The organism is Arthrobacter sp. N199823 (assembly GCF_002929705.1).
Classification (GTDB): domain Bacteria; phylum Actinomycetota; class Actinomycetes; order Actinomycetales; family Micrococcaceae; genus Specibacter.
Map to the genome: position 1 here is coordinate 357,551 of NZ_PJIN01000003.1, position 12,688 is coordinate 370,238.

9 protein-coding genes are annotated in these 12,688 nt (G+C 59.8%); 7 read left to right on the plus strand and 2 right to left on the minus strand.

Annotation, left to right across the window (positions count from 1 at the left end):
- Window positions 1-44 precede the first annotated feature (44 nt).
- The 5 genes from CXQ93_RS08870 to CXQ93_RS08890 all read left to right on the plus strand — a co-directional run bounded on the left by CXQ93_RS08870 (window position 45) and on the right by CXQ93_RS08890 (window position 6,574).
- The gene (locus CXQ93_RS08870; RefSeq protein ID WP_181036117.1) at window positions 45-1,505 is read left to right on the plus strand and encodes a gamma-aminobutyraldehyde dehydrogenase; all 1,461 of its coding nucleotides are present in this window, start codon (window positions 45-47) and stop codon (window positions 1,503-1,505) included.
- Between the two features lie 72 nt (window positions 1,506-1,577).
- On the plus strand, window positions 1,578-2,936 hold the full coding sequence (gene gabT / locus CXQ93_RS08875) for a 4-aminobutyrate--2-oxoglutarate transaminase (protein WP_104110075.1): 1,359 nt from the start codon (window positions 1,578-1,580) through the stop codon (window positions 2,934-2,936).
- 268 nt (window positions 2,937-3,204) lie between these two features.
- Window positions 3,205-4,407 (plus strand): hypothetical protein, encoded by a 1,203-nt coding sequence (locus CXQ93_RS08880; RefSeq protein WP_104110076.1) that lies wholly within the window; start codon window positions 3,205-3,207, stop codon window positions 4,405-4,407.
- Complete coding sequence (locus CXQ93_RS08885; protein ID WP_146073198.1) at window positions 4,394-5,629, plus strand: cytochrome d ubiquinol oxidase subunit II; 1,236 nt, start codon at window positions 4,394-4,396, stop codon at window positions 5,627-5,629. Before CXQ93_RS08880 ends, CXQ93_RS08885 begins: the two co-directional genes overlap by 14 nt.
- Before the next feature lie 123 nt (window positions 5,630-5,752).
- Window positions 5,753-6,574 carry a universal stress protein gene (locus tag CXQ93_RS08890; RefSeq protein ID WP_104110078.1) on the plus strand — a complete coding sequence of 274 codons (822 nt, stop codon included), beginning with the start codon at window positions 5,753-5,755 and terminating at the stop codon, window positions 6,572-6,574.
- A 15-nt stretch (window positions 6,575-6,589) separates the two neighbouring features.
- Here CXQ93_RS08890 and CXQ93_RS08895 read toward each other — a convergent pair whose 3' ends face one another.
- Together CXQ93_RS08895 and rarD are read right to left on the minus strand one after the other, a co-directional pair.
- Window positions 6,590-7,984, minus strand: a complete 1,395-nt coding sequence (locus CXQ93_RS08895; RefSeq protein WP_104110079.1) for an NAD(P)/FAD-dependent oxidoreductase — start codon at window positions 7,982-7,984, stop codon at window positions 6,590-6,592.
- A gap of 23 nt (window positions 7,985-8,007) precedes the next feature.
- On the minus strand, window positions 8,008-9,000 hold the full coding sequence (gene rarD / locus CXQ93_RS08900) for an EamA family transporter RarD (protein WP_104110080.1): 993 nt from the start codon (window positions 8,998-9,000) through the stop codon (window positions 8,008-8,010).
- A 358-nt stretch (window positions 9,001-9,358) separates the two neighbouring features.
- On the opposite strand from rarD, the gene CXQ93_RS08905 reads away from it, so the two are divergent.
- Both CXQ93_RS08905 and CXQ93_RS08910 read left to right on the plus strand, forming a co-directional pair.
- Complete coding sequence (locus CXQ93_RS08905; protein WP_104110081.1) at window positions 9,359-10,774, plus strand: FAD-dependent oxidoreductase; 1,416 nt, start codon at window positions 9,359-9,361, stop codon at window positions 10,772-10,774.
- 373 nt (window positions 10,775-11,147) lie between these two features.
- Window positions 11,148-12,638 (plus strand): amino acid permease, encoded by a 1,491-nt coding sequence (locus CXQ93_RS08910; protein ID WP_104110082.1) that lies wholly within the window; start codon window positions 11,148-11,150, stop codon window positions 12,636-12,638.
- Window positions 12,639-12,688 lie beyond the last annotated feature (50 nt).

Below are 12,688 nucleotides of genomic sequence, written 5' to 3' on the forward strand. Positions count from 1 at the left end.
TTTCGCATATGCGGCAGATCTGCCGCCTCGTCTACATCGAGCTCATGCGCTTCGAGTTAAAGAGGTTGAACACCGTGGTCCACACCTTGCAGAACTTCATCAATGGAGAGTTCGTCGCCGCCACCGGCACGGAATCCCTAGATATTGTCAACCCAAGCAACGGCGAAGTGGTTGCCACGGCACCGGTCTCCAGCCAAGCCGATGTGGATGCCGCCATGGAGGCAGCGGCCACTGCCTTCAAAACCTGGAAGCGGGCCACGCCGGGCCAGCGCCAGAGCGTGTTGCTCCAGCTCGCCGACGCCATTGAGGCACGCAGCAGCGAGATCGTAGAAGCCCAGCACCGGAACACCGGACAGGTTAAGCAAATGATCGCTGACGAGGAAGTCGCTGCGGGAGCGGATCAGCTCCGCTTCTTCGCCGGTGCAGCCCGCCTGCTCGAGGGCCGCTCAGCAGGTGAATACATGGAAAACTTCACGTCCTATGTGCGTCGCGAGCCCGTGGGCGTCATTGCTCAAGTGACGCCTTGGAACTACCCCTTCCTGATGCTCATCTGGAAGATTGGTCCGGCACTCGCAGCCGGCAACACGGTGGTCCTCAAGCCCAGCGACACCACCCCGGAAAGCACCCTGGTGTTTGCCGACATCGCCAAGGACATTGTTCCTGCCGGCGTGCTGAACTTTGTGCTGGGCAACGGGGCAACCGGTGCAGCCATGGTGGACCACAAGATTCCGGCCATGGTCTCCATTACCGGGTCAGTCCGGGCCGGCATCGCCGTTGCCACGGGTGCTGCCAAGGGACTCAAACGTGCTCACCTGGAATTGGGTGGCAAGGCCCCGGCCATCGTCTTTGCCGATGCAAATCTGGGCAAGACAGCCCAGGAGATCGCAGAATATTCCTTCTTCAACGCAGGCCAGGACTGTACGGCCATCACACGCGTGCTGGTCGAGGAGTCTGCCCACGATGAGTTCACCGCTGCTCTGGCCACGGCCGCTCAAGGGCTGGAAACAGGCAACGCGGATGAGTCCAAGAACTATTTCGGTCCGCTCAACAACATTAACCACTTCAACGCGGTGGTCAAGGTTGTCGAGAACATTCCGGACTACGCAACCGTTGTTACCGGCGGCAAGCAAGTGGGGGAGAAGGGCTTCTTCTTTGCACCCACCGTTGTGGATGGCGTGAAGCAAAGCGATGACATTGTCCAGCAGGAAACCTTTGGCCCCGTCATCACGGTGCAGACCTTCAAGACCGAAGACGAAGCGGTGGAGATGGCGAACGACGTCGACTTTGCCCTGGCTTCCAGCGTGTGGACCTCCAACCACGGGGTAGCCATGCGCGTCTCCCGCGACCTGGACTTTGGTGCCGTGTGGATCAACACCCACATCATGCTCACGGCCGAGATGCCACACGGCGGCTTCAAGCAGTCCGGCTACGGCAAGGATCTGTCCATGTACGGCGTGGAGGATTACACCCGGATCAAACACGTCATGAGCAATCTAGACGCCTAGGAAGCACGACGGCGGCACCCCCTCGTGCGCGCCTCCCACCAACATTGAACGCACCTTTTGAGAGGAACACCCATGTCTGAAATTAGCTACCGGCTTGAGCAAAAACGCCACCTTCTCGGAGCATTCCCCGGTCCCAAGTCGCAAGCCCTCGATGCTCGACGCAAGTCAGTCGTCGCAGCCGGCGTTGCCTCAGGCGTACCCGTTTACGTTGCGGACGCCGACGGCGGCATCATCACCGACGTTGACGGCAACTCCTTCATTGACCTCGGCTCAGGCATCGCCGTGACCTCCGTGGGCGCCTCGGATGCCAACGTTGTTGAGGCCGTCCGCGAGCAAGTTGGGCACTTCACGCACACCTGTTTCATGGTCACCCCGTACGAGAGCTACATTGCGGTCGCCGAGGAGCTCAACGCTCTGACCCCCGGCACGCATGAGAAGCGCACCGTGCTGTTCAACTCCGGCGCCGAGGCAGTGGAAAACGCCGTCAAGGTTGCCCGCCTGGCCACCGGCCGCGACGCCATCGTTGCCTTCGATCACGCCTACCATGGCCGTACCAACTTGACCATGGCGCTGACCGCCAAGGCCATGCCGTACAAGACCAACTTCGGCCCATTCGCACCGGAGATCTACCGCGTGCCCATGAGCTACCCCTACCGCGAAGAAGTCGACATCAAGGGTGAAGAGGCCGCGCGCCGCGCTATCACCATGATCGAGAAGCAGATCGGTGCCAGCTCTGTTGCGGCCATCCTGATCGAGCCGATCCAGGGTGAGGGCGGCTTCATTGTACCGGCCGAAGGCTTCCTGCCAACTCTGGCCGCCTGGGCCAAGGACAACGGCGTCGTCTTCATTGCCGATGAGGTCCAGTCAGGCTTCTGCCGTACAGGCGAATGGTTCGCCACCGCGCACGAAGGTGTTGTCCCGGACATCATCACGATGGCCAAGGGCATTGCCGGGGGCTTGCCGCTCTCCGCCATCACGGGCCGCGCCGATCTTATGGACGCCGTGCACCCCGGCGGCCTCGGCGGCACCTACGGCGGAAACCCGATCGCCTGCGCCGCCGCGCTCGCTGCTATCAAGACCATGAAGGAGCACGACCTCAATGCTCGCGCTGCCAACATTGAGCGCATCGTCACCGAGCGTTTTGAGGCACTCGTTGCCGAAATGGGCGAGTCCGGCATCATCGGTGAAATCCGTGGCCGCGGCGCCATGATGGCGATTGAACTGGTCAAGCCCGGCACCGCCAACACCACCAAGGAAGTCAACGCCGACGCTGCCAAAGCCATCGCCGGGGCCTGCCTGCAGGCCGGTGTCATCATCCTGACCTGTGGCACCTACGGCAACGTCATCCGCCTGCTCCCGCCGCTGGTCATCAGCGACGAGCTCCTGAACGACGGCCTAGACGTCCTGTCCGACGCCATCCGCGCAGCCTAAGCAGCACCCCGCATCAGCGATTGGGGTGGATTCGGCGACGCTGCATCAGCGATTGGGGTAGATTCGGCAACCCTCCCTCAGTAGTTGGGAAAAGGACGTTCGACGGCGGCACCTGGGATGAGCTCTTGGCTCACCCCGGGTGCCGCTTTTGTGCGTCATGGGGCGTGGGCCTGAACTGTGATGGGTAGGCTGGGAAGAATATTTTCCACGAGGCACGGCACATTGGGGTGGCATGGGCAGTCAAGGGTTTGACAGGAGATATCCGGCGATGTTCCAGCCGGGAGGCGAGGGCGAAGATGGTGAGCTGTTTGTGCCGTCGCCGCTGCCGTCACGGAAAAGTCCAGACACGGCGCACTGGGATGTGCGTCCCCCCGGTCCGCCGGCGGTACGTACGGCCGCAGCCATCTGGCCGTCCGCGCCGTCCGTGGTGGAAGTTCCCTGTCTGTCGACGGGAGGCCTGGTAGCCGGACAGGGGCCACTGGTAGTTGACGCCCGCGACTCGGGGGATCTTGGACCTAGCGGCTACGGGCAGGGCAACAACGATCCGGAGAGGCAAGAGCCAGACGGTCGCTATCCTGACGAGCGTGAGACAGCCAGCAACGATCCCGAGTGGCAAGATGGAGACAGCAACGATCTGGATGAAAGCCAGGCGGCGGGCCGCTCAGGGCGGGAGATTCAGTGGAACGCCAAAACCTGGGCCATCTGCCTTTCGGTCATTCTGCTGACCTTTGCCGGTTCGGCATTCTGTCTCCTTGCCACGCAAATCATCCCCGATGCAGCCAGCGTGGACCCCGCAGAGCATCAAGGGATCCCTGTGGCCCCCTGGGGTGTGCTAATCCTGCCGGGGGCTTCGGCGCTTCTTGCCGCGGCCTTGGGTATGCTGGCCGGTTTGTTCATTGCAGCAGCACGGCACTACACCGCAAGGGCGTGGTGGCATCAGGGTGCCGCGGCAGCCGTGGGAATTGCGGCTTTGGCAGGCGGTTTCGTGGGGATTTTCAGCGAAATGTTGTTCGCCGAGACCCTCTACAATCCCGGCGCATTCCAAGAAAGCTATTACATCCCCTGGTTCATTGTGTTTCAGCAAGCAGCCTTGCAACTACTGCTATTGGGACTAGGCGCCCTCGCGCTGGTTGCAATCATCCGGCCGGGAAAGGGCGGTGTTCCCGGCAGGCCATCCATTCCGGTGGCCTTGTGGACAGGCATCCTCATGAGCTGTGCTGGGGTGTGGACCTGGTTTGCCTCGCAGCTGTATCCGCTGGTCGAGGGCCGGATGGTCACGGTGGACGAGCAGCAGAGCTACATGGTGCAGCCATGGACAAACATCATCAGCCAGGCAGGCGGACCGCTTGTTTTGGTCGGTTCCGCTGCCCTGTTCTTGTGGGTGTTTATGCTGGCGACTACACGGCGAACCGCCGTGGAACCGGTAATCGAGGACGAGTGGGAACAGGTGGCCGGCAATGAAGCGGGATGAATTCGATGCGCGATACCCGGCGATGTTTCAGCCAGGCGGCGAGGACCACGACTTTCGGGTGGATATTCCGCAAGCTGCTCCGCAGAATTCGGACCACGCCAGCTTCCGTGCGCCGCAAGCACCCAGAGACGTTCGTGCCACGGCGGTTCGTGCCAGAGAAGCTCGTGCAACTGAGGCAGACGCCCGGGCAGGCAGTGGGGAACAACTATCTGAACACGCCATTGAATCGACGCACCGCCCCCAACCCGAAGCTCGGGAAGGTCACACACGCCACTTCAGCTCCAATGACAATGACCATGACCATGACCATGACCACGAACACGAACACGAACATGAGTACGGCGAGCACGAGGAGCACCATCATTTCGCCTCACCTCTCACCCGGCGTGTGAGCCGTTGGTCCGCTAGATCGTGGGTTGTAGCCAGCCTGGCTATTCTGGTGGTCTTTGCCGGATCAGCATTCTGCCTCTTTGCGACCTTTCTCATTCCCAGTTCTGCAAGCCCCAATGCAACTGCCTTTCACGACGTGCTGGTGATTCCTTGGGGGAACATGATTTTTCCTGGTGGGCCGGCTTTCTTGGCGGCCGGTCTGGGCATGTTTGCGGCCATGTTTTTGCTGGCCGCGCGCCATTACCCAACGTTGGCGTGGCGGTTTCAAGCAGTGGCGGCTTTGGGCGGGCTGGTAACGCTTGGAATCGGGTTAATGGCGGTGTTCAGCGAACACCTTTTTAGCCAATTGCTCTACAAACTCCCCAACTACCAAGAGAACAGTAACCCTCTACAGTGGTACACGGTGTTCGCCTTGACCGCTGTGCAACTGATGATTCTGGGACCAATCATTCTGGCTCTCGTTGTGGTCCTCCGCCCGGGTAGAAAAGGGACTCCGGGCACAGTCACACCTAAGACGACGTTCTGGACAGGCACGTGCATCACCGCAGCTGGCGTGTGGGCGTGGTGTACCCCGCAACTATTTCCTTTGGCGCGGGGCACCACCGTGAAACTTATGGAAGGCCAACAGATAGAGACCATGCCGTGGACGTACAACCTGTCCCAGACCGGCGGCCCTCTCATCCTTGTGGGGACGGCTGTGCTGTTCTGGTGGGTCCTGATCCTGGCCACCAGTCACCGTGTGCTGGTGGAGACAACCCCGGTGGAGACTGGCAGCGATGACGCCGGTCCCCTCGAGACCGCAGAAGGCAGCTATATCCAGGGCCCGCCATGAGTCCAGACACTTATTGCGCCTGGGTAAGCCGCGGGGAAGCTGTTGTCCAAGCCACCCGCCGTTGTACAGTCAGTGCTAGAACTCCGGCACAGTGACGTGTCGGGCACCGCGAAAGGTTGCTTCATGAAATATGTAGTGGGATACCGGCCAGATGAGCGTGGCGCTGATGCCGTTGCTCTTGCCACGGTCATCGCCAGAACTCAAGGTGCGCAACTGCATCTGGTTCATGTGGTTCATGACGACAAGAACGTGGATGACGATGTAGAAAAACAAGCGTTGGGCATGGTGTCCAGTGATGTTGAGGCCACCTTTTCTACTCGCGTTGCCGATTCCTTTGTCCACGGACTGATCGATGCCGCCAAAGAGGATGACGCCGTCATCATTGTGGTGGGTGCCGCTAGCAACGGCCTCTTCAAGCGTTTCACCCTGGGCTCGGTGGCCAACGGGCTGCTCCATGCATCGCCTGTTCCCGTGGCACTCGCCCCTCGCGGATATAACCGCAAAGCTCCGCTGACGCGACTGACTGTCATGACCGGAATGCGTGCGGGATGGCAGGCAGTGCTCGACGTCGGCACCACCGCAGCCTCCCGGCGCCACGTGCCACTGCGGCTGGTTTCTGTAGTGGAAATCGACCAGTTGAATCAAACCGATTTTGATCTCGACAACGCCTTGAGCCCGGCTAAGCAGCATGTAAACACGGTGCTGAGCGCGGCCGCCGCCAAGCTCCCGGACAACAAGGTTACTGTCACGCTCGCGCACGGCCGCAACATTGAAGAAGCCATTGACGGGATCGGCTGGAAATCCGGTGAACTGGTGGTGGTCGGATCCAGCCGTCTCGCCGAAAACCGCAAGATCTTCCTCGGCTCCACGGCCAACAAGATCCTGCGCTCGCTGCCGGTGCCCATGGTGGTTGTCCCGCGCGACTTCGTATCACCTGGAATCTGAGACGTTTGAGGGCCGTTACTTCTCCAGGAAAGCGTCGCTGAACAGGAGCTGCAGGCCCTCTGCCATGGTGGGGTGTGCGATCACGGCATCGCGCAGGCGCTGGTAGGGCAGCTGGCCGAGCATGGCCATCTGCACCACGGCAATCACTTCACTGGAGTCATGGCCCAGCAGGCTGACACCGAGGATCTGGTCAGTAGCGCGGTCAACCACGGCTTTCCAGATGCCGTCCAGATGACCCACTGTGCGTGCGCGGGGGATGGCTGTCACGGGCATGCTTGCCACCCGAATGTCGTGTCCGGCGGCTCGGGCGTCCGCCTCGGAGAGGCCCACGCGGCCCAGCTCCGGCGTGGTGAAAACACCGTACGGAATGAGCCGATCGCGGGTGCTGTGCAGCGAATCTTCTGAGGTGGCCGCAAGATTCGCCTTCAGAATGCGGTAATCGTTCCATGACGCATGGGTGAACTGTGGTGATCCTGCCACATCTCCGGCAGCCCACACACCAGGGGCCGTGGTCCGCAGGAATTCATCCACCTGGACCAGTCCCTTGTCTGTAAGTTCGACGCCGGCCTCCTCAAGTCCCAGCTGGGCCGTGACGGGTTCGCGGCCCAGAGCTACCAAGATCTCTGCTGCCTCTGCGGTGGTGCCGTCAGAGAGTGAAACGGTGACGGTGCCGTTGGAACGGGAGACCGATTCGGCCGAGACACCCAACCGCACGCTCACGCCGTCGGACTCTAGAGCGCTGGCAACGGCCGACGAGACATCAGCGTCTTCACGGGGGAGCAGGGCATCCCCGCGCTGGATGATGGTGACGGCGACGCCCATGATGGCCAGCATGGAAGCGAATTCGCAGCCGATATATCCGCCGCCCAGGATGATGATGCTCTCGGGCAGTTCGGCCAGGGTCAAGATGCTGGTGCTGGTCAAGGGGGCTGCCGCGTGTAGGCCGGGAAGGTCTGGAACGGAGGGCACCATCCCGGTGTTGACCACCACGTTGGTGCCGGACAGCGTGCGGCGCGTGCCGGCGTCGTCGCTCACTTCAATGGTGTGCGGGCCGGTGAAGCGGGCTTCGCCAATCACCAAATCCATGCCGGACGCCAGGAAGGACTTGCGCTGTCCTGCAACCATGGTGCCCACCACATCCTCCTTGCGGGCGCGCAGCAGGTTGATGTTGATGGCGGGGGAGTCGGTGGCGTCAATGCCGAATTCCGCAGCCCGCCGGGTGAGCGCCAGCAACCGGGCACTGTTGACGAGTGTTTTTGTGGGGATGCAGGCGACATTGATACAGGTGCCGCCAATCATGCCACGTTCCACCATTGCTACGCGTTGGCCAGCTGCTGCCAGATCCATCGCTAAGGATTTTCCTGCCTTGCCGCCTCCGACTACCAGAAGGTCAAAGTTTTCCGTTGTCAAAAGTGTTCCTTACGTAGCTTTGGTCAGGAATTTGCTGGAGCTAAGCTTCGCAGTCGGGATGACTTGCGATAGTGCAGGAGCATGTCGGTCACAAGGATGATCAGGGCCACCCAGACGATCGCGAAGCCGATCCACCGTTCAACGCTCATGTGTTCATCCAGAAGGGTGATGGCGATGATGAACTGCACCACTGGGGTCATGAACTGCAACAGGCCGATGCCGGTCATGGACAGGCGCCGGGCTGAGGCGCCAAAGAACAGTAGGGGCACGGCGGTCACAATGCCGGCGGAGGCCATCAACCAGAAGTGGCCTGCGCCCATCCCTGTCAGCGTGGCCTGACCCATGAGTGTCACTATCACGATGGCTGCGATGGCGAAGGGCGTCAGTACTGCGGTTTCAATACTGAGGCTGGTGATGGCGTCTACCCTGCCGCCCACGCGGTTCTTGACGAAGCCATAGAGTCCAAAGCTAGCTGCCAGAATGAGGGCGATCCAAGGCAGTTTGCCGTAACTGAACGTCAGGACCACCACAGCCACGAAGCCAATGCCGACGGCCGTCCACTGCAAGGGGCGTAGCCGTTCTTTGAGTAGAATGACGCCTAGTAGCACGGAGAAGAGGGGATTGATGAAGTACCCCAGGGAGGCTTCAATGGTGTTGCCGGTGGTTACCGCAAAGACATAGGTGAGCCAGTTGATCACGATGAGGAAACCCGCAATGGTCAGAGTCCCCATGATGCGCCGGCTTCTCAGAGCGGCGCCAATCTTGCCCCAGCCGCGCGACACGGTGATGATGATCGCGCAAAAGATCACTGACCAGACCACGCGGTTGGCCACAATTTCAATGCTGTTGGCTGGAATGAGCAAGATGAAGTACAGCGGCATTAAGCCCCACAAGCCGTAGGCGCCTACGCCGTAGAGCGCACCCTTTGCGCCCTCGGACCGGGCAGGTTTGAGTGCCTTTTGTTGTTTACCGGAAGTGCCGCTTATTTGAGGTTTGCTTTGTGTCACACAGCCCATAACAACACCAATAGCAATTAAATGCCATGTCCACTTGGAAGTGACTGGACGGCAACGTCCGTGTCAGTTGTTCGCGCGGGTTTGAGAACACGGGCGCCACCTGGCCGTTGGCCTGCGGAAACCGCTTCTCGGTCAGAAGGCGTCCCTAAGGAAACCGCCACAATTTCGGGGCGAAGCAGCCAGTTATTTGCTGTTGTTGCCCGTGAGTAGTTGATCACTTTCTCAGACGGACTCTTTCGGGCGCCGGTTGTAGCCAATTAGACTAAGAAAGTAGCGCTTAATTCGCGCTTCCTTGTGCAACAGTTTAACCAGCGACCCTGCTGATGTTGCGATTCTTCGGTTCGGAAGGACTTCTGTCTTGGCTAACTTGAGCACCACCCGCCCCATCCGCGTTGCCATCATCGGCTCTGGCCCGGCGGGCGTGTATGCGGCGGACATTCTGACGAAGTCCCAGGAAGTGGCTGGCGGGGACATCCAGGTGAGTATTGACCTCTTTGAATCGCAGCCCGCGCCGTACGGCCTGATCCGCTATGGCGTCGCCCCAGATCACCCCAGGATCAAGGGCATCATGAACGCCCTGCATAAGGTGCTGGACCGTGGGGATATCCGCTTCTTTGGCAATGTCATGTACGGCCGGGATCTGACGCTCACGGATTTGCGGGCCCACTACGACGCAATCATCTTCGCCACGGGGGCCACGAAGGATGCCGTGATGGACATCCCCGGGATCGAGTTGGATGGCTCCTATGGCGGTGCTGACTTTGTCTCCTGGTACGACGGTCACCCCGATGTCTCCCGCGAATGGCCCCTGACGGCCAAGGAAATCGCCGTCATCGGAAACGGCAATGTTGCCCTCGATGTGGCCCGCGTGCTCTCCAAGCATGCCGATGACATGCTCGTCACGGAGATCCCGGACAACGTCTACGCGGGGCTGAAGACTTCACCTGTCACCGATGTGCACATCTTTGGTCGCCGCGGTCCCGCCCAAGTGAAATTCACACCGTTGGAACTGCGCGAACTTTCGCACTCGCGCGACGTTGACATTGTGCTCTACGAGGAGGACTTCGATTTTGACGAGGCCTCCGATGCCGCCATTAGGAGCAATAACCAGGTCAAGATCATGGTCAACACTTTGACTAATTGGCTTGCGGAAGAGCACGACGAAACCCGGGTTCCGGCGTCGCGCCGCCTCCACCTGCACTTCCTCCATACGCCCGTGGAAATCACCGGCACCGATGGGCGCGTTAGCGGCATTAAGTTTGAGCGCAATGAATTGGATGGCACGGGCAATGTCCGTGGCACGGGCGAGTTCATCGACTACCCGGTCCAGGCCGTGTATCGGGCCGTCGGTTATTTGGGTTCAGAGCTGGCCGAGATTGATTTTGATGCCCGCCGAGGCGTCATTCCGAACGACGGCGGACGTGTCCTGAGTGCCGACGGGACCCATGTGCCGGGCATCTATGCCACGGGCTGGATCAAGCGTGGACCGGTGGGTCTGATTGGCAGCACCAAGGGTGATGCCTTGGAGACCATTGGCTGCCTATTGGAGGACCGACTCAGCCTGCCCGTGGCGCAGTTCCCCGGGGAGCAGGACGTGAGCGACTTGCTGGAATCTCGCGGTGTGGAATTCACTACCTGGGAAGGCTGGAACAAGCTGGACGCTCACGAGAAGCACCTGGGTGAAAGCTACAACGCTGCTCACGGCGTTGCCGTAGTGCGCGAACGGATCAAGGTTGTTGACCGCGAACAGATGGTCAACATTTCCAAGAAATAGCAGCCGCCAACCGCAGGACGAACTCTTGCAGCGGGTAAGGCACTTTGTGGCCCCAAACCTCCGGTTTGGGGCCACAATCATTTGGCTGTCAGCTCTTCCACGCCGACGGAAATGGGCTGGGACGGTGGGCACGTTCATGGTCAGGGTGCCCACTCCTGGCATCCTGCACGGCTATCCCGTGAAAATCAGTGTGGCGGCCAGTGGTGCGGAGAGCTTCAACGGCTGGATCTGGTTCAAATAGGAAACTTGGGTGACGCGCCAAGACGGACACAACGTCTCATGATTTGAGATAAAGTATTTGAAATTGAAGACTTCTGGTAGTGCTTCGCTAATGTGGTGAAGTTGCAAAATACCCGACGATTAAGCGGTCATTATGAAGTTATTCCGAATCAAATCAATTGAACACTCCCTTGCTGATGCTGAAGAGCCCGGCCACGGCCTCAAGCGCTCGCTGAGCACCTGGGACCTGATGATCATGGGCATCGCCGTTGCTGTTGGTGCCGGCATCTTCTCGGTGGGGGCCAATGCCGCTGCAAACCACGCCGGCCCGGCTGTCTCTATCTCCTTCATTCTGGCTGCAATCACTTGCGCGCTGGCCATCATGTGTTATGCCGAATTTGCCACGGCCATCCCCGTTGCGGGCAGCGCCTACGTTTTCACCTATGCCACGGTTGGTGAGCTCTTGGCCTGGATTATCGGCTGGAACTTGGTTTTGGAATTGCTCATGGCAGCGTCGGTGATCGCCAAGTATTGGGGCATCTACCTCAGCAACTTCTTCGAGGCCGTCAATCTCAACGTCCCTTCCAATGTGGCGTTCGGTCCTATCACCGTTTACTGGGGACCACTGGTTGTTGTTTCCGCCTTCACTTTCATCCTGGTTATGGGAACCAAGCTGGCAGCGCGGATCAACAACGTCTTCACGCTGATTAAAATCGGCATTGTCCTCTTCGTGATCGTGGTTGGCTTCTTCTACGTCAAGATGGATAACTACAAGCCGTTCGTTCCGCCGTCTCAGCCGGCCCCGGCCACCGAGAGCTCATGGCAGCTCCAACCGTTCTTGTCCTTGCTGACAGGCGCCGAGCCGTCGATGTACGGATTTGCCGGCATCATTTCAGGTGCAGCCCTAGTCTTCTTTGCCTTCATTGGCTTTGATGTAGTCGCCACGAGTGCTGAAGAGGTCAAGAACCCAGCCAAGACCCTTCCTCGGGGCATATTTGCTGGACTTGCTGTCACAACTGTCCTGTACATTTTGGTCACGCTGGCCGTGACCGGCATGGTGTCCTATGAGGACCTTGCCAATGCGGCCGACCCCTCATTGTCAACAGCGTTCTCGCTGGTTGGTGCCGACTGGGCCGTGGTCATTATTTCCCTCGGATCACTCATTGGCCTGACCACTGTCATCATGGTGCTGCTGATGGGCCTTGCCCGCGTCATGATGGCTATGAGCCGTGACGGGCTGCTGCCGCGAGCCCTGAGCAAGACCTCCGACAAGCACGCCACGCCCGCCAGAACACAGATCTTGAGTGGTGTCCTTGTTGCCGTCCTGGCTGGCTTCACGCCGGTAGAGGTGCTCAGCGAAATGATCAATATCGGCACGCTCAGTGCTTTCGTCATGGTCAGCATTGGCATTTTGGTGCTTCGCCGAAAGCGTCCAGACCTCAAGCCCGCTTTCCGGGTTCCGTTTGGCCCCGTCATTCCTGTGCTCTCAGCCCTGCTGTGCATTTACCTGATGCTGAACCTGGCCACTTTGACGTGGGTTTTCTTCGCCGTCTGGGTGGCTGTGGGCTTGGTGTTCTACTTCAGTTACGGACACTGGAATTCCAGATTGCGCCGTGAAGAAGCGGCACTCACAAAAACTGTTTGAGCAAAACTGAAGTAGAGCCGATGCAAGGTAGGACAGCTGTGCGACGCTGG

Coding starts and splice junctions, on each gene's coding strand:
- CXQ93_RS08870 (WP_181036117.1), top strand. CDS start 45: ATGCGCTTCGAGTTAAAGAGGTTGAACACCGTGGTCCACACCTTGCAG.
- gabT (WP_104110075.1), top strand. CDS start 1,578: ATGTCTGAAATTAGCTACCGGCTTGAGCAAAAACGCCACCTTCTCGGA.
- CXQ93_RS08880 (WP_104110076.1), top strand. CDS start 3,205: ATGTTCCAGCCGGGAGGCGAGGGCGAAGATGGTGAGCTGTTTGTGCCG.
- CXQ93_RS08885 (WP_146073198.1), top strand. CDS start 4,394: ATGAAGCGGGATGAATTCGATGCGCGATACCCGGCGATGTTTCAGCCA.
- CXQ93_RS08890 (WP_104110078.1), top strand. CDS start 5,753: ATGAAATATGTAGTGGGATACCGGCCAGATGAGCGTGGCGCTGATGCC.
- rarD (WP_104110080.1), bottom strand. CDS start 9,000: ATGGGCTGTGTGACACAAAGCAAACCTCAAATAAGCGGCACTTCCGGT.
- CXQ93_RS08910 (WP_104110082.1), top strand. CDS start 11,148: ATGAAGTTATTCCGAATCAAATCAATTGAACACTCCCTTGCTGATGCT.